Source organism: Hydrogeniiclostridium mannosilyticum, assembly GCF_003268275.1.
In the GTDB taxonomy this organism is placed as follows: domain Bacteria; phylum Bacillota; class Clostridia; order Oscillospirales; family Acutalibacteraceae; genus Hydrogeniiclostridium; species Hydrogeniiclostridium mannosilyticum.
This window is the reverse complement of the sequence record NZ_QLYR01000004.1, coordinates 43,409-67,936: the sequence shown is the minus strand read 5'-3', so window position 1 is coordinate 67,936 and position 24,528 is coordinate 43,409. Positions and strand designations below refer to the sequence as shown.

At 57.7% G+C, this 24,528-nt stretch carries 19 protein-coding genes and 1 pseudogene; 13 read left to right on the top strand and 7 right to left on the bottom strand.

Annotation, left to right across the window (positions count from 1 at the left end):
• Positions 1-96: 96 nt before the first annotated feature.
• From DPQ25_RS07960 to DPQ25_RS07930, 7 genes are all read right to left on the bottom strand, one after another.
• Positions 97-2,310: a pyruvate formate lyase family protein gene (locus DPQ25_RS07960; RefSeq protein WP_112332642.1), complete on the bottom strand. Its 2,214-nt coding sequence runs from the start codon at positions 2,308-2,310 to the stop codon at positions 97-99.
• Positions 2,307-3,203, bottom strand: a complete 897-nt coding sequence (locus DPQ25_RS07955; RefSeq protein ID WP_177576944.1) for a glycyl-radical enzyme activating protein — start codon at positions 3,201-3,203, stop codon at positions 2,307-2,309. The genes DPQ25_RS07960 and DPQ25_RS07955 overlap by 4 nt, the downstream gene beginning before the upstream one ends.
• A 29-nt stretch (positions 3,204-3,232) precedes the next feature.
• Entirely contained in the window at positions 3,233-4,006 is a 774-nt protein-coding gene (locus DPQ25_RS07950) for a GNAT family N-acetyltransferase (protein ID WP_112332640.1), read from the bottom strand.
• Positions 4,007-4,050: 44 nt separating this feature from the next.
• The gene (locus DPQ25_RS07945) at positions 4,051-5,121 is read right to left on the bottom strand and encodes a glycoside hydrolase family protein (RefSeq protein ID WP_112332639.1); all 1,071 of its coding nucleotides are present in this window, start codon (positions 5,119-5,121) and stop codon (positions 4,051-4,053) included.
• 123 nt (positions 5,122-5,244) lie between these two features.
• Positions 5,245-6,114 (bottom strand): sugar phosphate isomerase/epimerase family protein, encoded by an 870-nt coding sequence (locus DPQ25_RS07940; RefSeq protein ID WP_112332638.1) that lies wholly within the window; start codon positions 6,112-6,114, stop codon positions 5,245-5,247.
• A 34-nt stretch (positions 6,115-6,148) separates the two neighbouring features.
• Complete coding sequence (locus tag DPQ25_RS07935) at positions 6,149-6,727, bottom strand: cyclase family protein (protein ID WP_112332637.1); 579 nt, start codon at positions 6,725-6,727, stop codon at positions 6,149-6,151.
• A gap of 71 nt (positions 6,728-6,798) precedes the next feature.
• Complete coding sequence (locus tag DPQ25_RS07930; protein WP_112332636.1) at positions 6,799-7,488, bottom strand: 5'-methylthioadenosine/adenosylhomocysteine nucleosidase; 690 nt, start codon at positions 7,486-7,488, stop codon at positions 6,799-6,801.
• Positions 7,489-8,076: 588 nt separating this feature from the next.
• Between DPQ25_RS07930 and DPQ25_RS07920 the strand changes: the two are divergent.
• The 13 genes and pseudogenes from DPQ25_RS07920 (at position 8,077) to DPQ25_RS07845 (ending at position 24,382) form a co-directional block, all read left to right on the top strand.
• Positions 8,077-10,142 (top strand): annotated as a pseudogene (locus DPQ25_RS07920) (elongation factor G).
• A gap of 381 nt (positions 10,143-10,523) precedes the next feature.
• Positions 10,524-11,609: a PucR family transcriptional regulator gene (locus DPQ25_RS07910; RefSeq protein WP_112332633.1), complete on the top strand. Its 1,086-nt coding sequence runs from the start codon at positions 10,524-10,526 to the stop codon at positions 11,607-11,609.
• A 414-nt stretch (positions 11,610-12,023) separates the two neighbouring features.
• Positions 12,024-12,704: a cell division ATP-binding protein FtsE gene (ftsE, locus tag DPQ25_RS07900; RefSeq protein ID WP_112332631.1), complete on the top strand. Its 681-nt coding sequence runs from the start codon at positions 12,024-12,026 to the stop codon at positions 12,702-12,704.
• Positions 12,701-13,621: a permease-like cell division protein FtsX gene (ftsX, locus tag DPQ25_RS07895; RefSeq protein ID WP_112332630.1), complete on the top strand. Its 921-nt coding sequence runs from the start codon at positions 12,701-12,703 to the stop codon at positions 13,619-13,621. Before ftsE ends, ftsX begins: the two co-directional genes overlap by 4 nt.
• A gap of 76 nt (positions 13,622-13,697) precedes the next feature.
• The gene (locus tag DPQ25_RS07890; RefSeq protein WP_112332629.1) at positions 13,698-14,927 is read left to right on the top strand and encodes a murein hydrolase activator EnvC family protein; all 1,230 of its coding nucleotides are present in this window, start codon (positions 13,698-13,700) and stop codon (positions 14,925-14,927) included.
• Between the two features lie 169 nt (positions 14,928-15,096).
• Positions 15,097-16,389: a S41 family peptidase gene (locus tag DPQ25_RS07885; protein WP_112332628.1), complete on the top strand. Its 1,293-nt coding sequence runs from the start codon at positions 15,097-15,099 to the stop codon at positions 16,387-16,389.
• Between the two features lie 175 nt (positions 16,390-16,564).
• Positions 16,565-17,050 (top strand): transcription elongation factor GreA, encoded by a 486-nt coding sequence (greA, locus tag DPQ25_RS07880; RefSeq protein WP_112332627.1) that lies wholly within the window; start codon positions 16,565-16,567, stop codon positions 17,048-17,050.
• A gap of 131 nt (positions 17,051-17,181) precedes the next feature.
• Positions 17,182-18,684, top strand: a complete 1,503-nt coding sequence (gene lysS, locus DPQ25_RS07875; protein WP_112332750.1) for a lysine--tRNA ligase — start codon at positions 17,182-17,184, stop codon at positions 18,682-18,684.
• A 230-nt stretch (positions 18,685-18,914) separates the two neighbouring features.
• The gene (locus DPQ25_RS07870; RefSeq protein ID WP_112332626.1) at positions 18,915-19,712 is read left to right on the top strand and encodes a hypothetical protein; all 798 of its coding nucleotides are present in this window, start codon (positions 18,915-18,917) and stop codon (positions 19,710-19,712) included.
• A 29-nt stretch (positions 19,713-19,741) separates the two neighbouring features.
• Positions 19,742-21,397 (top strand): dihydroxy-acid dehydratase, encoded by a 1,656-nt coding sequence (gene ilvD, locus DPQ25_RS07865; RefSeq protein ID WP_112332625.1) that lies wholly within the window; start codon positions 19,742-19,744, stop codon positions 21,395-21,397.
• Positions 21,398-21,929: 532 nt separating this feature from the next.
• Positions 21,930-22,196: a DUF4321 domain-containing protein gene (locus DPQ25_RS07860; RefSeq protein WP_112332624.1), complete on the top strand. Its 267-nt coding sequence runs from the start codon at positions 21,930-21,932 to the stop codon at positions 22,194-22,196.
• 258 nt (positions 22,197-22,454) lie between these two features.
• On the top strand, positions 22,455-23,033 hold the full coding sequence (locus DPQ25_RS07855; RefSeq protein WP_112332623.1) for a Maf family protein: 579 nt from the start codon (positions 22,455-22,457) through the stop codon (positions 23,031-23,033).
• Between the two features lie 335 nt (positions 23,034-23,368).
• Positions 23,369-24,382 carry a rod shape-determining protein gene (locus DPQ25_RS07845; RefSeq protein WP_112332621.1) on the top strand — a complete coding sequence of 338 codons (1,014 nt, stop codon included), beginning with the start codon at positions 23,369-23,371 and terminating at the stop codon, positions 24,380-24,382.
• The last annotated feature ends 146 nt before the right edge of the window (positions 24,383-24,528 follow it).

Genomic DNA, 24,528 nt, shown 5'->3' with positions numbered 1-24,528 from the left:
AAGGGCTGTTCCATCGGTAGTGTCCCCCTTAAAATAAATACGCCCCCAGCCGCTTTACGGTTGGAGGGCGTATTTTATACACTTCTATACGATGGGTTATACCGCGCCGTATTCATAGCGGGCGATGACCTCGTCCTTGACGTTATCGGCCAGGTTGTTGAAATAATCGCTGTAGCCGGCGACGCGCACCATCAGGGTGCGGTATTGCTCGGGATGCTTTTTAGCCTCAACCAGCTCCTTGCCGTCTACAACATTGAACTGTACCTCAAAGCATCCGCTTGCCATAAAGTAGCGGATGAAATCGCACACGGCGCGGCGGTCCTTGCCGTCGGAGACAAAATCCTTGGTGAAGCGCACATTGGTGGCAATGCCGCCGATGCCCTTGCTCTGGTCGAGCTTTGCGATGGAGCGCACCACGGCGCCCAGCCCGTTTTTATCCATGCCGCGCACAGGCCCCAGGTGCTCGGAGAGGGCGGTGGCTGCCGGCCGCCCGTCCGGCGTGGCCTCGGTCATCTTGCCCAGAACGCCGTGCATGATCCAGGCAAAATAGCTGGGGTAGCATTTGCCGCCCAGGGCGGTGGTATATTTCTGCATGCAGGCATAGAGGGTTTCGTGGACCTCGCGGGCAATTGAGTCAACCTCGTCGATGTCGTTGCCGAATTTCGGGCAGCGGTTGGCCAAATACTGGCGGATACGCTCGTAGCCCTTGAAATTGGCCTTACAGGCCAGCGCGAGCTCCTCCAGCGTCAGCAGCTTTTCGTCGAAGCAGGCCTTCTTGACGGCTGCCAGCGAGTCGATGAAATTAATGACGCCGGGAAAGGCGGGGTAGACAAAATTGTATTTCGCGCCGCCGGCGGAGCTGTCGAGCCCGCTCTTAATGCAGCAGCCCATGAAGGCGGAAACAAGCGGGGAGGCATAATAGCGCCTGCGGTATTCCACAATTTCCAGAATCCGCAGCGCCGCGGCATCAATATGGGCGGCAATAAATTCCTTCACCAGGCTGAAAAACGCGTCGAAGCTGGTGATGCCGCCGAGGCCGCCGGGCACGTCCCGGGCAAGGATGAAGTCGTCGCCGTCGTCGGCGTAGCTCATGGCGATGTGGTTCATCCGGCCTACCTTGTAGGGCTTACCGGCAAAGAGATGCTCGAAAATACGGTTCAAATTGAGGTAAGGGGTGGCGACAAAAATATTGGATGCCGCCACGGGCGTTATTTCCACGCAGGTGCTGTGGATATAGCGGCAGGCGTCAGCCTCCTGTACGCCGGCATCCCGCAGGCCCTTGCGGATGAGGCTGTCATTGAACAGGGAAGGGCGGGTGTAGCCCTCGCTGATGCAGTCCACACAGCTGCGCAGCAGGTCCTCGGGCAGGCCGTCTGTGTAGCAGACCGCCACAGAGGGGTTGACCAGCTTGGTGGTGCGGATGGCCTCCACCGCCATGTAGGTGAGGTCGTTGCAGATGGTGCGGCCGCTTTCGTCTACGCCGCCCACCATGATGGAGGCCGGCCAGGAGTTGAACACCTCATTGTGCTTCAGGTAAAGGTGTTCTAATAGGGTAAAGGCAAAATCTTTTGTTATAATTCCATCACGTATATCTTTTTCGTAATATTCAAATAAATAATCGTCAATATGCCCCATCAGGGTAATATCGCCTGTCAGCGCCATGCAGAAGGTGGCAAACCAGGCGCATTGCAGCGCCTCGTAAAAGTGTTTGCAGGGCTCATAGGGGGCGGCGCTGAAATTCTGTGCCATGGCCTCCAGCTTCGCCCGGCGCGCGGGGTTCTGCTCAGCCGCGGCGAGGGCCGCCAGGGTGCTGCGCACCCGCCTGCCGTAGCTGCAAAGGGCCTGCAGCGCCGTCTCGCAGGCTTCATAGAAAACCCGCTTGCCTACATCTGCGCCGTCGTAGGCGGAGAGCTTCTGCTTTTCCTCGGCAATCTCGCGCAGGATGCCCTTCACGCCGGTTTTCAGCAGCTTTTTCAGGTCGACGGCCCGGTGCCCGGTGCTGCCGACGTCGCTGCCCTTCAGCGCGCCCGCGCCGTCCCACACCAGGCAGGCCTGCCGGTATTCGTCCTCCATCGCCGGGGTTGGGCGGAACGCGGTGGTATAGCGGCCGAAAAGCAGCTCGCCTTCATCGATCTCCACCGAATAATTTTCCAGAATAAAGGCGGTAACCCTCGCGCATTTGAGGTTGTGGAAATCCTCGCTTTTGCTGCGCAGGTGGCCAATTTTTTGCAGGTAGTCCCGCTCCAGGCCGTTGCGCCGGTCCTCGGAGCGCGCGAACGCGTCGTCAATCATTTTTTGTGTGATACTCATGTAAACGCCTCCATCCCCTTGAAGGATATCTGTATTCCGGAAAAGAGCCTGCTGAATCGCCGGAGCTCTTCCGTGCCGGGGCTCTTCAGCCCCTCAGCCGCGTAAGTGCGGCCGTACATGGCATATTTTGCGCTGCACAGGCCGTGAAAGGGCAGCAGCTCCACCTGCGGGCTGTAGGGCAGCGCGCGGATGAAATCCGCCATCCGCGAAAGCTCCTGTTCATTGTCATTGAAGCCCGGAATGACCGGGATGCGCAGGATTACCTGCCGCCCGGCTGCCCGGCCCTCGCCCAGCCGGCGGATGTTGTCCAGAATGGTACGGTTGCCGCAGCCGGTTGCCCGGCGGTGCAGCTCCGGGTCCAGCGCCTTAAGATCGCAGAAAACGGTGTCCAGCAGGCCGAGCAAGGGCTCGATCCGGGCCCAGGGTACATTGGCGGCGGTCTCCACCGCGGTGTGCAGGCCGTTTTGCCTGCACAGGGTTAGGGCCTCTTGTAAAAACTCGGGCTGCAAAAGCGGCTCGCCGCCCGAGAAGGTCACGCCGCCGCCGGAGCGTTCAAACAGCGCCCGGTCGCGCAGCAGGCGTTCCACCAGCCCGGCGGCCTCCAGCGCATAGCCGGTCACGCTCAGCGCGCCGGCGTAGCACTCGCCGGCACAGCGCCCGCAGGCATCGCAGTGTTCGGTAAAACGCGCGCCGCCCTTTGGACAGGCCTGGGCACAGGCGCCGCAGCCGATGCAAAGGCTGCTTTTAAAGCAGAGCTCCGGCTCCATCCGCTGGGATTCCGGGTTGTGACACCAGTAGCAGCGCAGGTTGCAGCCCTTCAGAAATACGGTGGTGCGGATGCCTGGCCCGTCGTGCACGGAGAAGGGCTGAATATCAAAAAGTATGCCTTTCAAAATAGATTCACCGTCCTTGTCCGTCCTGGTCAGAAGCCCTGCTCATTGCCAAGCAGCTCCCCGCAAGGGGTGGAGAAACAGCCGGATCCGGTCCGGTAACGAACGAGCCTTAGGCCGTCCTTTTCCTGCAGGCAGAAGGCCTCTAAATCCGGGCAGCGGCTGAGCAGCGCGGCGTGTACCCGCCGCATCAGCGGGTCCCAGAGGGCTTCGCGCGGCAGCGGCGGAAAATCGCGCAGCGCGGGGTGGTTCGTCAGTGTGCGGACGATGCGGTAGCCTTCCCGGCTCTTCAAGGCATTTTCGGCCTCCGGCCGGAAACCAAAGTCCAGGTAGAGCTTGACGGCAACCCAGGAGGTGGTCTGCGTGGGAATCTTGGCGTCGCGGTAACCGAGCCCGCGCAGAACGCGAAGCGCCTTGGCGATCAATGGCCTTGACAGCCCCGCGCCCTGGCAGTCCCGGCGGACAGAGACCCAGTGCAGCCAGCCTGCGGAGTCGCTATCGTCGAAAAAGGCGGTGGCGGTGGCGATCTTGCGGCCGTCCGGGCCGGTAATGAAGAGCATGCGCTCCCCAAGCAGATGCTCCCTGCCGCCGTAATAGTGCTGCCAGGCCGCTAGGCCGCCAGCCTCATCAATAAATTCCCCGGCGGATTTTTCAATTTCGATCCAATCCTTTTTATCGCCGTCGCGGTAAAAGACGAAGCGATAGCCCGCAGGCAGCGGATAATCCGGAAGATTGTCCAGGTTATCCCGGCAGAGCAGGAAATGGTAATATTTCAGACGGTTGTCAAATGTGTCGATGGTGTCCATGTCGGCTTCCTTTCAAAGCTGTGGTTCGGGCCGGCGCGGCCCGGTCAATCCCTTTCAAGGGGAATTTTTTCAAAGGGCTTTAGGGGGAGGGGAAGCGTCCCCAGGCCGATGCAGCGGTTCAGGTGGCCGCAGCCGCTGCCCTCCACGCCGTCGTAGACAATGGAGAGCGTATTCGGGGCGGTCTTAATGACCGTCGGCATGCCGATGGCCCCATGCGCCCAGGTGCTGTTGCTTGCGTCGACTAAAATGCGCCCGCAGGCCGGATCCCAGTGGAAGGGGTCCTTGGAGCTGTAGACATAGACGGCGTCTGTGTAGCTGTTGTCCTTGATGTGGTTGGTAAAGAGGAAGTAGGTGCCGTTGGCCTCCTCATAGTAGACGGAGGAATTTTCCAGGTCTATTTCAGGCGGCAGGATGGGCTCCGGCTGGATATGCCAGTGGTTGGGGTCCGGTGCGTCGTAGTCGTCCGTACGCGCCAGGTCATTGGTGGTGGCAATGCCGAGCGAGCGCTCCATGGGCGGCAGGCAGGAGCCGCTGAAATACATGATATAGCGGTCGTTTTCCCGGTCGCCCGGGCCCTGCCAGTTGGGGTTTTCCAGCACATGGCCGGCGGAGGCGGTAAAGTCCATCCAGCTGTTGGGCTTGGTCATAAAGCAGACGTGCTTTTCCTTGCCGGGCTCGTCGATCCGCTTCTTCCAGGGGCCGGTGAGCTGCCCGGCGGATGCATAAAGCGTGTAGTAGGGGCAGGCGGGGACGCCCTCCTCGCTGCAGGCGGGAGAGCCGATGTAGTACATGTGCCAACGCTCCCCGTCGAAGTAGACCCAGGGGGAGGTAGCGGTGCGGGTGTCGAGTGCGCCGCTGCCGTCCGGCGAGACGTTCAGGACGCGGCCCAGCTTTTTCCAGTGGACGAGGTCCTCGCTTTCAGCGAGGCAGGCCATCCAGTAGCTGTCCGGCCGTGCGCCGGGGATGGCCCCGTCGTAAAAAAGGTAGTATTTTCCGTTCTCCCGGTTGATGATGGCCTCGCGAATGCCGCCGCCGTCAACACTGAAAAAGGGCTCGCCCTCCTTGTCGGGGCGGATGATAATTCCATGGTCCTGATATCCTTCTACATAATTCATCTGTAATTCCTCCCAATAAAAAATGATTGGCCCGGCGGGTTCCGCGGCTGCGGCTGGTAAATCCACCGGCGGCAGGGGGCCGCGCTGTTTTGTCCGGCTGCTGTGGAACGGCGTGCGGCCGGTTTACGCGCCGGACCAGTGCGGCAGATTTGGCAGCGGCGTCCCTAGGGGGGCCGGCGCCTCTCCGCGGAAGATCTCCCCGGCATTGCGCAGAAAATCAGCGTAGGTCAAGGCTCGGTCGCGGGCAATGGTGGGCGGCGTTTCAAAGCCGACCTCATAGAGCCAAGGACCCCGGTACCCGGCGGTCTCCAGCATACAGGCGACAAGCGGCCAGTCAATCTTACCTTCGCCGGGCAGCCAGTGGCGCTCATTGCGGTAATCATAGTCCGAGACATGAATGGTGACGATCCGGCTGGCACATCGATGTAAAAAAAACTCCGTACTCTCGCCCAGCAGATGATTGGTGTCAAAGCAGAGACCGAGCCGCTCATCGGCCTGAAGTAATGATAGAATCTCCCCGGCGTTCCTGCCAAGACAGGTTCGCGGCAGATTTTCCACTGCCAGCTGAAGCCCGGCCCCGGCGGCAAAGGCCGCGAGGACAGAGAGCGATTTCTTCGCCTGCTCCAAACGGGCGGCGCGTTCCGCCTCGTCCAACGGTTCCCCGCTGGGGTGGATGACGGCCTTGCGGCAGCCGAGTGCGGCCGCTTTTTCAAGCAGCCCTTTTTGCAGGTCGATCGATATGCGGCGAATCCGCTCGTTTAAAGAGGAAATATCGTTTGCTTCAAAGGGCTCGAACGGTAAGTGATAGGACCAGAGCTGTACGCCGGTTTCTGCGGCGTTATGCCGGAGCGCGGCGCAATCCAATTGTTTATGGGCATCGGCGGAGACGGAGATTTCCATAGCGCCGATGCCATTGTCTGCATAGAGCTGGAAGCCCTTCAGGCTTAAATCCTTTTCTCCGCAGGTGGAGAGCCCGATTATTCGTTTTTTCATGGTTTCCCTCCTGAATTGGCGGCATAGCCGTCTTTTAACCGGTCAGCAGGACCGCCCGCGCGGGCGCGGCCTCGGTTCCCCGCAAAAACAGCGGAAAAGCGCAGAGAAAATAGGCCCCCGGTTCTACCCGGGAAAGGTCCAGCCCCTCTAAGATGGGAATTTCCGCGCTGAGCAGCTCCTCATGCGGGGCGGCTTCGTCACCGGGCGGCGCGATGCTGAGCGCGTCGGTGCCCACCAGACAGATCCCGGCCTGTGCCAGCGCAAAGGCTCCGCTCTGGGTGAAAAAGGCCCGGCCCTCCCCTTTAATCAGCAGGCGGCTGCCCTTGGGAATGGCGAGGCGGTCAATGTCCGCCCCGGTAATCAGGCCCTCGGCAGGGACGACGGTGCAGGGGCCGTAGAAGGGGGCCAGCGGCAGCTGATCAAGCGTTTTGCCGTCGCGGAGAAAATGCCGCGGGGCATCGATGTGGGTTGCGCTGTGGCAGCCCGAAAAAAAGGCGGTGAGGTTGTAGCCGTCGCCCAGCTCCATGCGGCGGATGGCCTCCCGGTAGGGGGCGGGGTCGCCCGGGTAGGCGGGCGTGGAAAAAAGCTCACGGCTGATGTCGATGATCTGCATAACGGCCGGCTTCTCCTTTCGTAATAGAGGGCATAGCTGAAAACTGCGCGGATTGCCTTGCCGCTGCCCGTTTACAGCAGCGGAAGCGCGGTTTTCAGCAGCTCGATGCTCTTCTGGGCCGCCTGGCTGGCAAAGGCGGGAAAGTCCACGGAGGCCTCGTCGTCGCCGTGGTCGGAGATGGCGCGTATGACCGCGAAGGGGATCTTGTTCAGCGCGCAGACCTGCCCGATGCTGCCGCCCTCCATCTCACAGGCATCCGCGCCGAAGTCGCCGCGGATTTTGGCGGCCTGCTCCCCGCCGGAGATAAACTGATCGCCGGTGGCGACGATGCCCCGGGTGACGTTGCCGTCATAAACGCGGCGGGCGCATTGCAGGAGCGTGTCGGAGGCCGCCTGGTCCGTGGGGACAACCACCTCGTTCAGCACCGGCAAAAGCCCCTTGACGCCGTCGAGCGGGGAGGTGTCGAAGTCATGCTGGACCACGCCCTCGGCCACGACCAGGTCGCCGATGCGGACGCCGGGGCCGATGCCGCCGGCCACGCCGGTATTGATGACCAGTGAAACCGGATAGCGCATCAGCATGGCCTGCGTGCAGACCGCCGCGTTTACCTTTCCGGGCCCACAGCAGGCCACCACACAGGAAACGCCGCTGATTTTCCCCTGGTAAAAGACAATGCCGCTGACGGCTTCGCCCTGCTTTTCATTCAAAATAGCGGTCAGGCCGTCCACCTCTACAGGCATGGCGCCGATGATTCCAATCATATACCCAGTCCTCCGTTTCAACGTTGTTTTTATTTTTTCATGCTGGTAATCCATGCGGTAGGCGCAGGCTGTGCGCACCCGCCGGATGCCGCTCCCGCCCGCCCGGCAGGCCGGTGAAAAAGGGGGGCGGCAAGCTGTCTACATTATAGCGAACAATGCCGCCGAGGTAAAGACAAATTTTGCGTGCCGATCCTCGTCTTTTTTTAAAATCCGGTGTGTGGTAAGCTTCGCGCCGGTGTGGGCGCCCTGTGCTTTTTTGCCGCCGGCCCGCATATATTTAGCCGGTTGGGCAGCGTGTGTTTTTTGTCCGGTCCGGCCTGGCGATCCGGCGGCCTGTACGGCTGGCCGTGGAGCGTAATAGGGCGGGGAACTGTCAATCGTTACAGAAGAGAGGGCGTGTTTTTGAAAAATCAGAAAAATCAATCAGCATATTAACCAAAATATTTCAAAAATTATTGGGAGTCAACTGGTACTATTTTTCAAATGGGGATTGCGAAGATTGTATACATGGGATATAATTAAGAAAATTCGTTTGCAACAATTGTTTAAGTTATGCTACTCATTATTCCCTGAAAGGAGCTTTATCAGATGAAACAGTTCAGCGCGAAAAATATCTTGAACATTGCCCTCGCAGGCCACAGCGGCGCGGGGAAAACCTCCATTGCAGAGGCCATGCTGTATCTTTCCGGCGCCTCGGAGCGGAGAGGCAAAATTGCGGAAGGAAACACCGTGTGCGACTACGATGCGGAAGAAATCAGGCGCCAGGCCAGCGTGTCGGCGGCGGTAGCTCCTCTCGAGTGGAAAAACCGTAAAATCAATTTAATCGATGCCCCCGGCCTCTTCGACTTTGAGGGCGGCCTGCGGGAGGCCGTCCGCGCGGCGGACTCCGTGCTGATCGCGGTTTCCGGGAAGGACGGCGCCGCGGTGGGAACAGAAAAGGCGTTCGCCGCCGCTTCGGCGCGGGGGCTGGCGAAGATGTTTTTCGTCAACGGCCTCTGCGATGAAAGCGCCCGCTTCTACCGGGTGTTCGAGGACCTGAAGGCGAAGTTCGGCCCCTCCATCTGCCCGGTGGTAGTGCCCTTTATCGTGGACGGACAGGCGAACATCTATGTCAATATCCTGGAATACAAGGCCTATGATTACTCCGGCGGCGCGCCGGTTGAGGTCAAGATGCCCGACATGGGCGACCGTCTGGAGGGCCTGCGCACCGCAATTTATGAGGCGGTGGCTGAAACCAGCGATGAGATGTTTGAAAAATATTTTCCGGCGAGGCGTTTACACCGGAGGAGGTGATTGTGGGGGTGAGCAGCGGCGTGCGCGCGGGCACCATTACCCCGGTGTTCTGCGGCGACGCCATGCTGATGCGCGGCATGGAGCAGCTGCTGGACGGCCTGACCTGGCTGGCCCCCTGCGCCGCGGACAAATCCGCCGAGATCGGCGCGGATGTGGACGGAAACCCGGTGGAGCTCTCCGTCAATGAGGACGGCGCGGCGGCGGCCATTGTGTTCAAGACCATTGCCGACCCCTTTGTAGGCAAGATTTCCTTCCTGAAGGTGATTGCGGGTAAGGTTTCGCAGGATGCCCAGCTTGCCGACATGCGCACGGGCAACACGGAGCGCATAGGCAAGGTGGTGGTGATGCGCGGCAAGAAGCAGGAGGATGCCGGCTGTATTCCGGCGGGCGACATCGGCGCGGTGCTGAAGCTCACCGGGGTGAATACGGGCGACACGCTCTGCTCGCCGGCCAGAAAGGTGGTCCTGGACGGCATCGACTACCCTGTCCCGACGCTTTCCATGGCCGTGGCGCCGAAAAATAAAGGCGATGAGGATAAGGTGGCGCAGGGAATCCTGCGCCTGGCGGAGGAGGACCCCACCATTAAATTTACCAATAATGTCGAGACGCATCAGATGGTGATCTCCGGCCTGGGCGAGCAGCATCTGGACGTTGTCGTCTCCAAGCTCAAGAGTAAATTCGGCGTGGATGTTACGCTGGAGAAGCCGCGGGTCGCCTACCGTGAGACCATCCGCAAAAAGGTCCAGGTACAGGGCCGCCATAAAAAGCAGACCGGCGGCCACGGCCAGTTCGGCGACGTATGGATTGAATTTGAGCCCTGTGACAGCGAGGGCCTGGAGTTCGGGGAGCGCGTAGTCGGCGGATCGGTGCCCAAGGGCTTCTTCCCGGCTGTTGAAAAGGGCCTGCGCGACAGCATCGCCAGGGGCCCGCTGGCGGGGTACCCGGTCGTCGGCCTGCGCGCCACCCTCTACGACGGTTCCTACCACCCGGTGGATTCCTCCGAAATGGCGTTTAAGACCGCGGCCTCACTGGCCTATAAGGCCGGTATGCCGCAGGCCGCCCCCGTGCTGCTGGAGCCGATCGGCACGCTGAAGGCCACGGTTCCTGACGCGAATATGGGCGACATAATGGGCGAGGTCAACAAGCGCCGGGGGCGCGTGCTCGGCATGGAGCCGGCGGGAGACGGCCAGCAGGTGGTCGAGGCCGACGTGCCCATGGCGGAAATGCACGATTTTACCACGTTTATCCGCCAGGTGACCCAGGGGCGGGGCAGCTTTACCTTCACCTTTGCCCGCTATGAGGAGGCGCCCTCCAATGTTGCGCAGAAGGTGATTGAAGAGGCTAAGAACGAGGCGGAATAAGCAGAAAAATCCTGCGCGGCAGGGGTTAATTGCAAGAAGCAGGCCTGAAGGCGGGCCTGCTTCTTTATTTCGCCGCCTAAACCCGGGCAAAATGCCCGCCCCGGCGCGGGGAACAGGCAGAAAGGCTTTAAAGGCGGAGGCTGTTTCGCATAAGCGCCGGGGAAAGTGGCGAAGCTTTAAACAGGCGCATGGTAAAAAACGGTTCAACCTGCGGCGGGGCTGCTTTTTTCGGATTATTTTAAGGAAAGTGTTGAAAACCTGCGCGTAATTGTGTAAAATGGATTATAAATACAAATATCAAAACTTGTTTTTATTTTGCGCATGTGTTTTATGTGCCGCAATAAAACAGGATTTTAAAATAGCCAGGAAAGAGGGAACGAAATGTCAAACAGATTGTTTCAGGGCGTGATACATCAAATGCGGGACGCAATCGACCGCACCATAGGCGTTATTGATGAAACTTTCGTAATTATCGCATGCAGTGAGCTCGGCCGAATCGGCGAGGTCAACGAGACGGTCACGGCTGAGACCATGGCATCCCCCGGCACCTTTGTCGTCAACGGTTATACCTATAAATCGTTTGGGGGGCACCCGCGCCCGGAGTACGCGGTGTTTGTCTCGGGCAACGACCCGGAGGCAGGCCGTTACGCGAACCTGCTCGCTATTTCGCTGAGCAGCATTAAGCAGTATTATGATGAAAAATATGACCGCGGCAATTTCATTAAAAATGTTATTTTGGATAACATCCTTCCCGGCGACATCTACTTAAAGGCGCGCGAGCTCCGCTTTAACGCAGAGGTCAGCCGTGTCTGCATGCTGATTAAGATCGTGAACAAGACGGATATCTCCGCTTATGACGTCATTCAGAACCTGTTCCCGGACAAATCCAAGGATTTCATCATCAATATCAATGAGACGGACATTGTTTTGGTTAAGGAAATCCGCCAGGGCATTGAGTCGAAGGACCTGGATAAGCTGGCGAGCTCCATTGTAGATACGCTGTCGAGCGAGTTTTATACCCATTGTGTTGTCGGCATCGGCACCGCAGTCACCGGTATTAAGGACTTGGCCCGTTCGTTTAAAGAGGCCCAGGTGGCCCTGGAGGTCGGCAAGGTCTTTGACACGGAAAAGACCATCATCAGCTACGATAACCTCGGCATCGCCCGCTTGATTTATCAGCTGCCGACCACGCTCTGCGAGATGTTCCTGAAAGAGGTTTTCAAGCGCGGCTCCATCGAATCGCTCGACCACGAGACGCTGTTCACCATCCAGCGGTTCTTTGAGAATAACCTCAATGTTTCTGAGACCAGCCGCAAGCTGTTTGTGCACCGCAACACGCTGGTGTACCGCCTGGAGAAGATCAAGAAAATTACCGGCCTGGATCTGCGGGAATTTGAGGATGCCATTGTCTTTAAGGTGGCGCTGATGGTTAAAAAGTACCTTTCCGCCAATCCGGTTAAGTTTTAAGCTGCTTTTCGCGCTCCGCGCACCGGCCCGCGCGCCGGTAAAAAATAGTTACAAAAGCCCGGACAGGTTCCGGGCTTTTCTGTTGCCCGCGGGCATGCCGTGCCGGCGGCGGGCTCCTGAGGCTGCCAATGCGGCGGGGAGGCTTTTTCGCACGCTTATGACCTTTGGTCATTCGTTACAAAATAGTTACAAATTAATTACAGTTTAATTCTAATTAAGAACAAAAAATAGTACCGGGATTGGTATGATGTAGATTGTTACCGACTATCGTTTTGAGAAATGAAAGGGCGGAGCCTTTTTCCGGCGGACGGTGGCCTGCGCCGGCAGGCCCGGCGCTCATAGGGGCCGCCGTTTTTTGAGGCGGCTGCCGGGGCCGCGCATATAGATAGGAAAGATATTAGGAGCGTTATAAATATGATTACCTTTGAGAATGTCAGCAAGGTTTACTCAAACGGTACGCTTGCCCTGGACCATGTGGACCTGCAGGTGGATAAGGGAGAATTTGTATTCATCGTGGGTTCCTCCGGGGCCGGAAAAAGTACCTTTTTAAAAATGATTGTCTGCGAAGAAAAGCCCAATGAGGGCCGCGTCATTGTCAATGACACGGATGTGACCGCGCTGCGCCGGGGGCAGATTCCCTACCTGCGCCGGGAGATGGGCATTGTGTTTCAGGATTTCCGCCTGATTGACAATATGAATGTTTATGATAATATCGCCTTTGCCATGCATGTGGTCGGGGCCTCGGCGCGGGAAATCCGCAAGCGCGTTCCCTACATGCTGGGGCTGGTGGGCTTGCAGGATAAGGCCAAATGCCGCCCCGGCGAGCTTTCCGGCGGCGAGCAGCAGCGTGTGGGCCTGGCCCGCGCGCTCATCAACAACCCTGCCATTATCATTGCGGACGAGCCCACCGGCAACGTGGACCCGGCCCTCTCGTTTGAAATTGTCGACCTGCTCAGCGAAATCAACCGGCGCGGCACAACCATCCTAATGGTTACCCATGAGCACAGCCTGGTCAAACATTTTCACCGCCGCGTGGTAGAAATACGCAACGGAAAGATTGTGGCCGACACCGGGAAAGTGGAGGTGCAGGAATGAAGAGGAAGGGATCAAAGCTGGCAAGCGCCGGCTACCTGCTGAAAGAGGGCATCCGTAACATTTGGAGCAACCGTACCATGAGCCTGGCCTCTATCGGCGTGCTGGTTTCCTGCTTGCTGCTTACGGGCTCGGCGGTGCTGCTGTCTATGAATATTAACCAGATGATGGCGAGCGTAGAGGGCAACAATTCCATTCAGGTCTACTGCAAGGACGAGGTTTCCTCGCTGCGGGCGGTGCAGATCCGCGAGGAGATCGCCTCCATGGATAACGTGGAGGAATGCGAGCTTGTTTTGCGCGATGAAGCCGTGGAACAGATGCTGGAGCAGTACGGCGACGAGGACGGCGCCCTGCAGAGCCTGCTGGGCGACAATTTCCTGCCCCATGCCTTTAAGCTCTCCATGAAGGACCTGACCAATTACCAGGAGACGGCGGATGCCATTATGAAAATCGACGGCATCGATAAGATCATCGACTACTCCTATATTGCGGAGCAGCTCACCAGCCTGGACTCCATGGTCAACGGCGCGGGTATGTGGATTGTCATTATTCTGAGCGTAGTGTCACTGTTTATTATTTCGAATACCATACGGGTGACGATGTTTTCCCGCCAGCTGGAGATCAGCATCATGAAATCGGTGGGCGCGACAAACTGGTTTGTACGAATCCCGTTTATGGTGGAGGGCATGGTGATCGGCCTGTTTTCCGGCATTCTGTCGGCGCTGCTGCTCAAGGTGGTTTATACGCAGGTCTGTTCCGCGCTCAGCGGCTTCAGCTTTTTCACCCCGATGAGCCTGGCGGGCATGTCCTGGAAAATCGATGTGATCTTTATCGGCGCCGGCGTGCTGTTCGGCCTGCTCGGCGGCCTGATCTCAATTGGCCGCTACCTGAAAAGGGATGTCGGCGTCGTAACCCTGTAAATAAAACAGCGCGAGGCAGCCATGGCCGGCTGCAAGCCTGTAACCCTATCAATATCCGAAAAGGGAGGAATTGGCTTTGAAAAAGAGATGGAGGCTTTTGGGTAAGACGGCGCTGGCGCTTGTTCTGGCGGCCGGCATGGTCCTTACCCCCATGGCGCAGTCCACAGAGGTAGAGGCGGCCAGCCTAAATTCCCTGCAGCAGAAGCAGCAGGAGCTACAGCAGAAGCAAAAGGAAAACGAGGAAAAAATCGCTTCCCTCAAGCAGGATACCGCGAAGCAGCAGGAATATGTGAACACGCTCAAGGAGCAGATTCAAAACGTCCAGGAGCAAATCGACGGTTTAAATAACCAGATCAACCTGCTGGATGAGAGCATCCATGCAAAGCAGCAGGAGATGGATGAAAAGGAAAAAAGCGTAAACGACACGGTGGAGCAGCTGCGTGAACGCCTGAAGGCATTGTACCTGGCGGGCGAGGCCAGCACGCTGGAGATTGTGCTGAACTCTGAGAGCGTTATGGACATGGCACAGAAGCTGGAGCTTGTCAACATGGTGGTGGACCATGATACGGCCCTGATTGACAGCCTGCGCGGTGAGGCGGAGGAGATTGCGGCCCAAAAGAAGGAAATTGAGGACCAGCGCGCCCAGGTGGCCGACGCGAAAACAGAAATAGAGCAGAAGAGCCAGGAGCTCGGCAGCCTGCAACAGGAGGCCCAGAAGGCGCTGGAGGAGCTCCAGGGCCAGGAGGCCGATGCGGAGGCGGAGCAGAAGCGCCTGCAGCAGGAGGAAGCGGCGGCTGCCGATGCCATCGATGCGTGGTACCGCGAGTACCAAAAGCAGCAGGAGCAGAACAATAACAGCGGCGGATCCGGTTCCGGTTCCGGCGGCGGGAGCAGCGGCGGCGGCGACCGCGTTGGTACGGGCAGCCTGATCTGGCCTACGCCCGGCATGACCCGGATCTCTCAGCCCTATAAGGGCCGTGCCCACACAGGGATTGATATTTCCAACGGCAACTCCTACGGGCGGCAGATTGTAGCCGCGGACAGCGGCACCGTCATCTATGCCGGTACCAATAATACCGGCACGGGCATGTGGACCTACGGCATTTATGTGATGATCGACCACGGCAACGGGATGAGCACGCTTTACGCGCATTGCAGCAGCGTGTCGGTGAGCCCCGGGCAGACGGTCACCAAGGGCCAGGAAATCGCGCGGGTCGGCAATACAGGCAACTCCTTCGGGGCCCATCTGCATTTTGAGGTTCGGGTCAATGGTTCGCTGACCAATCCGATGAATTACTTCCAGTAATTTATTGATAATTATAAACAATTAGTATTTAAACGCGGCGCTTGAATGACAGCCGGCGGCAGGCAGTAGGGCACAGAGCTGCTCTATACCGGCCGCCGTGCTGCCGTTTCACTTGCTTTTACGGCGGATCTCCGCTTAAAATTTATGAATAGTTAGGGCTGAGAATGGTATGAGTAGAAAAATTTCCCTAGGGGCAGGCATTACGCTGGCAGCGGTTACGGCGGCAGTCACAGTCTCACTGACCTATGTGTATGCCATGAACAGCTTCAATGACAAGATGGCGGATATCAACGAGCGGCAGTCCATGTATGCTAAGCTCAGCGAGATTGACCAAAAGGTGCGCCAGGACTATGTGGGCGTGCTGGACGAAACGAAGCTGTCGGATGCAATTTGTGCCGGTTATATGGCGGGCATTGGGGATGCACAGGCGCAGTACCTCTCCGCGGAAAAATACCAGGAGTACCAGAGCGGCAGCCAGGGAAAAAGCACCGGCGTCGGCGTGCTGACCGTACAGGATGACGACGGCAATATGGAGATTATCGACGTGATGCCGGGGTCGCCTGCCGAGCTCAGCGGCCTGAAAAAGGGCGATGTTATTGTATCAATGGATGACAAGGAGATTATCCGGCTGACCTATGGAGAGGCGCTGAACCGCTTGAACGGCGCCGCGGGGTCGGTTGTAAAGCTGGGGGTGCTTCGCCCGGCGGAGGATGAAGAGGAGGCGCGCACCCTGTCGGTGAGTGTTACTCGTGCCGAGTACACGCATAAAAGCATTTCCTCCAGCGTCCTCTATGGGAATGTCGGCTATTTGCGCATCAGCGCCTTCCGCGAAAACAGCGCCGGGCAGTTTGAGGAGGCGCTCTCGGCGCTTTTACAGCAGAACGTTGCGGGCCTGGTCATTGACCTGCGCAACAACTCCGGCGGCGATATGGCTGCCGCTGCCGAAATCCTGGACAGGCTCCTGCCAGCGTGCACAACCGTGAGCTCCAAAAATAAGGACGGCACGGTTCAGGCCGAATACACCAGCAAGGCCAATGAGATAGAGCTGCCGGTGGCGGTTCTGGTCAATGAGAGCAGCTTCGGCGCCGCGGAGCTCTTTGCCGCGGATATTCAGGAGTCCCAGAAAGGCATGGTGGTGGGCCGGAATACCCCAGGCTACGGCAGAAAAATTGAGGTGGCGCCGCTTTCCGACGGATCGGCGATCTCCTTCTCCGTGGCGGAATACCTGACGCTGAAGGGAAAATCCTTTGACGGAACGGGCGTTTCCGTCAACATTGAGACAAGCCTCTCGGAAGAACAAACGGCGCTGCTGAAGCGCAACGACTTAGCCCCGGAGGAGGATGCGCAAATCACCGCGGCAATCGCCGCACTGCGGAGCCAGGGAGCCGCCGTCCAGGAAGAGCCCGGCGCGGCCTCCTCTGAGGCGCCGGTTTCCGGGGAGGAATCAGAAACTCAGGAATAAATCCGCGCCGGGCGGTGTAAAATCATGTAGGGCGTTGTCAAACCGGCGGCCAGTGAAAATCCAGTGTTTTTCATTGACAGTCCGCGCTTGTTTTACTATAATAAAAGAATATCGGTTCTGATGAAAGACAAATGGTCCCGGCAGACTTTAAAGATTGATAGAGGTGGATTATTTCATGGCAAAAGAGGTTATTTTGACCCAGGAGGGTCTTGAGAAATTAGAGGCGGAGCTGGAGAACCTGAAAAGCTCCAAACGAAAAGAGGTCGCTGAAAAAATTAAGGTGGCGCTCTCGTTCGGCGATCTTTCTGAAAACAGCGAGTATGACGAGGCCAAAAATGAACAGGCGATTGTTGAAGCAAGAATTGCCGACATAGAGGTCATGCTGAAAAATGTGCGTGTCATCGACGAAGCGGAGCTCAGCAATGAAAATATTCACATCGGCTCTAAGGTAGAGCTGAAGGTTACAAACAGAAAAACGGGCCAGAGCAATATGGTGGAATATAAAATTGTCGGCTCCAATGAGGCGGACCCCCTTTCGGGCAATATATCGGACGAGTCCCTGGTGGGCCGTGCGCTGCTTGGCCATAAGCCTGGGGAAACGGTCGAGGTGGAAGTTCCCGCGGGCGTCATGGCGTATGAGGTGCTGGGCATTTCAAAGTAATGGGCGAAAGCGGGGGTGGCAGTACACCCCCGCTTTTTTCATAAGAAGGCTATTGAAGGATAAAAAATATTACAGAGTGTTGATTACAGGAAATATTCAACAAAAAGGAGACGATAAAATTGAGTGAGCAGATGAAGGATCAGGCCGCCGCTCAGCAGCCGGAAGAGGAGAGTTTGAGCGAGCTGCTGCAAATCCGGCGCGACAAGCTCACCCGCTTGTGCGATGCCGGGCACGACCCCTTTCAGGTGACAGCCTGCCCGCGCGACCACTATGCCCAGGAAATCCGCGACCATTTCGAGGAACTGGAGAACCAGGATGTCTGCATAGCGGGCCGGGTCATCAGCTGGCGGGATATGGGTAAGGCCAGCTTCATGGATGTGCATGACAAGACCGGGCGCATGCAGGTTTATATGAAAATCGACCAGATCGGCGAGGATGTCTATGCCGAGATGAAGGACTGCTGGGACCTGGGGGATATTATTTCCGTCAAGGGCTTTGTGTTCCGTACCCGCCGCGGCGAGATCTCGGTTCATGCCAAGGAGGTTGCGCTGCTGAGCAAGTCCCTGCTGCCGCTCCCCGAAAAGTTCCACGGCCTGAAGGACACCGACCTGCGCTACCGCCAGCGGTACCTGGATATGATTGTCAACCCGGAGGTCAAAGAGACCTTCGTGCGCCGTTCGCGTATCATCTCTGAAATTCGCCATTACCTGGACGGACAGGACTTTCTGGAGGTTGAAACTCCGGTGCTCCATTCCATCGCGGGCGGCGCGGCGGCCCGCCCGTTTGTCACGCACCATAATACGCTGGACATCGACATGTACCTGCGCATTGCGCTGGAGCTGCACCTGAAGCGCCTGATTGTCGGCGGCTTTGACAAGGTGTACGAGATCGGCCGCGTATTCCGCAACGAGGGCATGGACACGCGCCATAACCCGGAGTTTACCCTGCTGGAGCTTTACCAGGCCTACACGGATTACAACGGCATGATGAATTTGACGGAGGATATGATCCGCACCGTGGCGCGCAAGGTGCTGGGCAGCGCGGTGGTGCGGTACGGCGACCTGGAGATCGACCTTGAAAAGCCGTTTGAGAGGATTTCGATGGTAGATGCGGTGAAGAGGTATGCGGGCGTTGATTTCTCCGCGGTTGAAACGCTTGAGCAGGCGCGCGCGCTGGCGGATGCCCACCATGTTGAATATGAGCGGCGCCACGGCAAGGGCGACATCCTCAACCTCTTCTTTGAGGCCTTTGTGGAAGAAAAGCTGATTCAGCCGACCTTTGTCATGAACCACCCGGTGGAGATTTCACCGCTGGCGAAGCGCAAAAAGGACGACCCCGCCTATACCGAGCGCTTTGAGCTCTTTATTGTGGGCCGCGAGCACGCCAACGCGTTCTCTGAGCTGAACGATCCTATCGACCAGCGTGAGCGGTTTGAAAAGCAGGCCGCCCTGAAGGCTGCCGGCGACGAGGAGGCCTGTGATGTCGATGAGGATTTCCTCACGGCGCTGGAATATGGCATGCCGCCGACGGGCGGGCTGGGCATTGGCATCGACCGCTTGGTCATGCTGCTGACCGACAGCGCGGCCATTCGAGACGTGCTGCTGTTCCCGACAATGAAGCCGTTAGGCAATTAAATGCGCTGAAACCTCAGTGTTTATGCGGGTTTTAGCTTTTAGGAGCGGCAACCGGCGCTTTGCTCTCGGACGGCGTAAAAAAGTGCGCGGGACAAAATCAATTTTTTGTAAAAAAGCGAAAATACGCCGCTATTCTTAACACCGTGTTAACATTGCGCATTTATGATGGATGCAAACCAGCCTCGCGGGGAAAGAGTCATCCTATGCGGCGGGGCAGAAGGAGTAAAAAGATGGCTAGGGAACGTTATCTTTGGAATGACGATGGAGAGGAGCCAATCCGCAAGGCGGTCAGCGAGCTGCCTCCTCCTACAAAAAAAGACAAACGCAAAAATTTTTGGCACTATTACCGTTTTCATTTTATTGCCGGCGCGCTTGTGGTGATCTTTTTCGGCGCGATGATCTGGGATATTTCTTCCAATAAGGACCCGGATTACAGCATTGCCATCGTCGGTAAATACAACCTGACCGAAGAGGCCATTGATATGTTTAAGGATTCCCTGGAGCCCTACGCGAAGGATGTCAACGGCGACGGCGAGGTGATTATTCAGGTTGCCAACTACGCCATTACTTACGGGGATACGGGCACGCTTGAGCAAACGCAGAACACCTTCCGAGAGGGCTATAAGCTGCGGTTTGAAATGGATTTGCAGCAGGGTGAAAGCGTGATTCTGCTGATGGACGATGAAAATTATGCCCACTATGCAGGCGAAAACCAAGAGCTGTTCTGTAAGCTCAACGGGGAGGCCATAGGGGCGGATGAAAGCAAGGATCTTGAAAAAATCCGCATTTCCCCTGTGGACTGCAGCGGCATTGGCAGCACAGTCATTGCCGGGGCGCTGAAGGATTACAAGTTCTGCCTGCGCGATTTCCCCTCGATCTACCAGGGGGATAACGCGAACCAGGAGCAGATGGATTATTTTAATGCCAGCATGGAGCTGTTCCGGGATTTCGCCTATGGGGAACCGGCTGAAAATGCCGTGACCTCGGGGTCCGTGGAGCTGGAGGCAGCAAGCGGCTTAAGTGAATGAAGAGGTTCTAATTTAAGGAGGGTTTTCCTATGAGAAGCGATTTGATGAAGGACGGCTACAGCCGTGCGCCGCATCGGTCCTTGCTCCGTGCCTTGGGGCTGACCGACGGCGAGATGAAGCGCCCGTTTGTGGCGGTGGTGAACTCGGCCAGCGATTACATCCCCGGGCACCGGCACCTGAAGGAGATCGGCGAAGCGGTTAAAGCCGGTATCCGCAACGCGGGCGGCGTCCCGTTTGAGTTTAACACCATCGGTGTGTGCGACGGACTTTCTATGAACCACAAGGGCATGAAGTATTCCCTCTGTTCCCGTGAGCTAATCGCGGACTCCATTGAGGTTATGCTCACTGCGCACCCGCTGGATGCCGTGGTGTTTGTTCCGAACTGTGATAAAATTGTGCCCGGCATGATGCTGGCGGCCTGCCGCATGAACCTGCCCAGCATCTTTGTCAGCGGCGGCCCCATGCTGCCAGGCAGCCACAATGGGCGGCGCTTCGGCCTCTCAGAAATGTTTGAGGCCGTGGGCAGCTACTCCGCCGGAAAGATCGACGAGGCGGAGCTGTGCGCGCTGGAAAAGTCGGCTTGCCCTACCTGCGGTTCTTGCTCCGGCATGTACACGGCAAACTCCATGAACTGCCTGACGGAGGCCATCGGCATGGCGCTGCCGGGCAACGGCAGCATTCCGGCTGTTTACGGGGACCGTCTGGCGCTGGCTAAAACCGCGGGTGCCCGGGTGATGGAGCTTTATGAGCAAAATATCCGCCCCAGCGATATTTTGACGGAAAAGGCCTTCCAGAACGCCCTGCGCAGCGAAATGGCGCTGGGCTGCTCCACCAACTCGGTGCTGCACCTGACGGCCATTGCCTTTGAGGCGGGCGTAAAGCTCGATATCGACGATATTGACGCCATCAGCCGCAGCACGCCGCAGCTCTGCAAGCTCAACCCCGCCAGCGAGGTGTTTATTACCGACCTGAACGAGAAGGGCGGCATCCCGGCGGTGTTTAAGGAGCTGGCCAGAGGCGGCATGATCCATACGGACTGCCTGACCGTCAGCGGTACGGTCGCGGAGCGGATTGCCCCGGCGCCGGCCGCGGACGGCGAGATTATCCGTACGCTGGAGAACCCCTTCCGCGAGGACGGCGGCATCGCGGTGCTCAAGGGCAACATTGCCCCGGACGGCGCGGTCGTCAAGCAGGGGGCGGTCGTCCCCGAGATGATGCAGCACAAGGGCCCTGCCCGCTGCTTTGACAGCGAGGAAGCGGCTACAGAGGCCATTCTGGGCGGTAAAATCCAGGCGGGCGACGTTGTCGTCATCCGCTATGAGGGGCCCAAGGGCGGCCCCGGCATGAGGGAAATGCTCACCCCGACCTCGGCGCTTGTGGGCAGCGGCCTGGGCTCCAGCGTCGCGCTGATTACGGACGGACGCTTCTCAGGCGCGACACGCGGCGCGGCTGTAGGGCATGTCAGCCCCGAGGCCGCCGCGGGCGGCCCGATTGCCCTGGTGGAAGAGGGCGACCTTATCAATGTGGATATTACTAACCGCACCATGACGCTGGAGGTATCGGACGAAGAGCTTGAACGCCGCCGCGCCGCCTGGAAGCCGAGAGAGCAGCAGCTTTCCGGCTACCTGAAGCGCTATGCCTCGCTGGTGACCTCCGGTTCCCGCGGCGCTGTGTTTGAAAAATAAGGCCGGCAATTATCAGTTTTATATACAGATTGTAAAAATCCAGAGAGAATAAACTCTCTGGATTTTTTATAAACACTTGCCGCATCACTGTGCAATGACACGGCTGTGGTGAGGAGAAACGTGGGCGAAACAGATTTGAGCGCTGAAATGTTCGTTCGGCTTTATGGCGAAAATCCCCGTGGCGCTGGATTTTATGAGACGTTAGTGCCTGGCATAGCGGCTTAAGCACATAAAGCGGGCTGCTATTTTATGCGGTAAGCAGATCGCAGCCTTTACAATTTATAATTTTATTATATTATTATACAAATAGTAATTCTTTCTGCCGGTAGTATCCTGCCATGCGGATGAAACGCCGGTGATTTTCCCGGTAAAAGAGATAGTAAAAAAAGGGAATCAATGGTATAATAGCTTCGGCACAGTCTGCCGTCCGTGCTGACAAGCTGGGGAACGGCCTTGCCGCATAGGGCTGCCGGGCCGCTGGATGGCTTTTCCCGGCGGCCGGATAAAAATATGTTGTTCTGGGGGCTTTGGCGTGAAAAGAAATTTAATTAAAACCTTGCTGCTGGCGGTGCTTTTGCTGCTGGCGATTGTACTCGGCAAGGCGTTGGGAAGTGTGTGCTCCGGGGTCAATTACCTCGCTTGGCTGGGCATGTCGGCTAATTTCGGCCTGGACCCGACAACACTGGATCTCGCGGTGTTCAATGTTACCTTTGGGGCCAAAATCAGTCTAAATGTAGCGCAGGCGATTTTACTGTTGATTGCCATTCTGTGCTATATCAAGATCCGTGTGAAGGATTAAGACAAACGGCAATAGATAACTTATATTGTGCATATAAGAATAAAAATTACGCGGATTTGATAAAATCTGTTTAAATCCCAACCGGCGGCCTTGGGCGTGCTTGAAATGAAGAAGCTGCAGGTTTGTGTGGGCTTTGCGTGCACGGGCTCAGCGGTGTGTGTTTTTGCTTGTTCGCGGGCCGTTCACGGGCCGTTCGCGGAGGCAGGGGCCTTCATGAAATGGGTTTTATCAGAAGATCGGCGGTAGGAGTGGAGAGCTATGCTTTATTTAGCTTCGGCCTCTCCACGCCGAAGGGCGCTGCTGGAGCAGGCAGGCGTTCCCTTCGTTGTGGTGAGAAGCGATGTGCAGGAGCACTTTCAAAAGGGAATGGCCCCTAAAAGCGTGGCGGCAACCTTGGCGGCGCGCAAGGCTTGGGCTGCGCCGGTGCGGCCCGGGCCCGGGGAGGCGGTTTTGGGCGCGGATACCGTCGTTGCTCTGGAGGGGCGCGCTCTGGGCAAGCCCGCGGACGCGGAGGAGGCCGCCGCGATGCTGCGCGCCTTGTCCGGCCGTTGGCACAGGGTATATACGGGCTTCTGCCTGCGGGCGCAGGAGCAGGCGGTCTGCGGGGTTGCACGGACAGACGTGCGCTTCTACCCGCTTTCCAATGAGGAGATCCGCCGCTATGTAGAGACAGGTGAACCGATGGACAAGGCCGGCGCCTATGGCATACAGGAGGGCGGCGCGTTATTCGTGCGTGAAATTCGCGGGGATTACAACAATGTGGTGGGGCTCCCGGTCGCTAGAATCTGCCGGCTGCTGCAACGGCTGTCCGGCCCGGCAGGGCCGGTTCTGAATTAATTCTGACGAGATGGAAATTTTTCTTAAAATTCGTACTGTTCATAATTTTTTTATTGAGAAATAGCGGAAATACGGGTATAATAATTTTAGTATTGAGTAATTTGCCATTTATTTCATGCCTGACAGGCGCTGAGTGGCAGGTGATGTTTAAAATGAGCCGATGAATCCAGCCGGCGGCTTGCCGGTGCTGGGGTTTTATGGGCTGACGGGCCGCAGGCACAAAGGGCGGCGCGTTTTTCACCCGGCTGCAATTGTCCGGGGCGGAAGGCTCGGCCTGGTACGGTTTGTTGTTTTAAATGGTTTGAAGATACAGGACGCTGAAAGGGGATTGTTTCATGTTTTCCAAGGCAATCGGTATTGACCTGGGTACGGCAAATACATTGGTGTTTATGAAGGGGAAGGGCATAGTTATGCGCGAGCCCTCTGTCGTTGCGGTGGATGTCCGCAGTGATACAGTTTTGGCGGTGGGCACACAGGCAAAGGAAATGATCGGCCGTACGCCGGGTTCCATTGTGGCGGTCCGCCCGTTGAAGGACGGCGTCATTGCCGACTTCGATATTACGGCGACCATGCTCAAGCATTTTATTCGCAAGGCGCTTAAATCCAACAGCTTCGGCCGCCCGTATGTGGTGGTCTGCATTCCCTCCGGCGTCACGGAGGTGGAGCGCCGTGCGGTAGAGGATGCGGCGCGCAGCGCCGGGGCCAACCGGGTGGAGCTGATTGAGGAGCCCATGGCCGCGGCCATCGGCGCCGGCCTGCCGGTGGCGGAGCCCACGGGCAGCATGGTGGTGGACATCGGCGGCGGTACGGCCGAGGTTGCCGTTATCTCCCTGGGCGATATTGTCACCTCCTGCTCCGTGCGGGTAGCGGGCGACAAGTTTGACGAGTCGATTATCTCCTATGTAAAGAAGAAGTATAACCTGCTTATCGGCGAGCGGACGGCGGAGCAAATCAAAATTTCGATCGGATCCGCATTCCCGGATGATGAGGTCGATCAGAAGACCATCGACATCAAAGGCCGGAACCTGGTGGACGGCCTGCCGAAGAATGTTTCCATCAGCGCCTTAGAGGTGCGCGAGGCCCTGACGGACCCGCTGAGCATTATTGTGGACGCGATTAAGAGCACACTGGAGAAGACGCCGCCGGAGCTTTCCGCGGATATTATTGACCATGGCATCATGCTCACGGGCGGCGGGGCCCTGCTGCGCGGCTTGGACAGGCTGGTGGAGCAGGAGACCGGCATGCCGGTCTATGTGGCGGACAGCCCCCTGGACTGCGTGGTGGACGGAACCGGCAAACGGCTGGATATTTCCATGCCCTCCGCCTATTACAAGAATAATAAGCGGTAAGCGGTGCGGTTAATTTTTGGATCTCGCGTTATGCGGAGGGTGTGAGGCTCTCCGCATAAGTTTTATAGAGCGGCGGCTCCGGGCCCGCGCCAAAGCCGTGGGCCGCGCCGCTTTAGGCCGTTTGATCATTTTATAAGAATGAGAAA

Coding starts and splice junctions, on each gene's coding strand:
- ftsX (WP_112332630.1), top strand. CDS start 12,701: ATGAAGAGGAAGGGATCAAAGCTGGCAAGCGCCGGCTACCTGCTGAAA.
- DPQ25_RS07855 (WP_112332623.1), top strand. CDS start 22,455: ATGCTTTATTTAGCTTCGGCCTCTCCACGCCGAAGGGCGCTGCTGGAG.
- DPQ25_RS07940 (WP_112332638.1), bottom strand. CDS start 6,114: ATGAAAAAACGAATAATCGGGCTCTCCACCTGCGGAGAAAAGGATTTA.
- greA (WP_112332627.1), top strand. CDS start 16,565: ATGGCAAAAGAGGTTATTTTGACCCAGGAGGGTCTTGAGAAATTAGAG.
- DPQ25_RS07845 (WP_112332621.1), top strand. CDS start 23,369: ATGTTTTCCAAGGCAATCGGTATTGACCTGGGTACGGCAAATACATTG.
- DPQ25_RS07910 (WP_112332633.1), top strand. CDS start 10,524: ATGTCAAACAGATTGTTTCAGGGCGTGATACATCAAATGCGGGACGCA.
- DPQ25_RS07935 (WP_112332637.1), bottom strand. CDS start 6,727: ATGCAGATCATCGACATCAGCCGTGAGCTTTTTTCCACGCCCGCCTAC.
- ilvD (WP_112332625.1), top strand. CDS start 19,742: ATGAGAAGCGATTTGATGAAGGACGGCTACAGCCGTGCGCCGCATCGG.
- ftsE (WP_112332631.1), top strand. CDS start 12,024: ATGATTACCTTTGAGAATGTCAGCAAGGTTTACTCAAACGGTACGCTT.
- DPQ25_RS07870 (WP_112332626.1), top strand. CDS start 18,915: ATGGCTAGGGAACGTTATCTTTGGAATGACGATGGAGAGGAGCCAATC.
- DPQ25_RS07945 (WP_112332639.1), bottom strand. CDS start 5,121: ATGAATTATGTAGAAGGATATCAGGACCATGGAATTATCATCCGCCCC.
- DPQ25_RS07960 (WP_112332642.1), bottom strand. CDS start 2,310: ATGAGTATCACACAAAAAATGATTGACGACGCGTTCGCGCGCTCCGAG.
- DPQ25_RS07930 (WP_112332636.1), bottom strand. CDS start 7,488: ATGATTGGAATCATCGGCGCCATGCCTGTAGAGGTGGACGGCCTGACC.
- DPQ25_RS07885 (WP_112332628.1), top strand. CDS start 15,097: ATGAGTAGAAAAATTTCCCTAGGGGCAGGCATTACGCTGGCAGCGGTT.
- lysS (WP_112332750.1), top strand. CDS start 17,182: ATGAAGGATCAGGCCGCCGCTCAGCAGCCGGAAGAGGAGAGTTTGAGC.
- DPQ25_RS07950 (WP_112332640.1), bottom strand. CDS start 4,006: ATGGACACCATCGACACATTTGACAACCGTCTGAAATATTACCATTTC.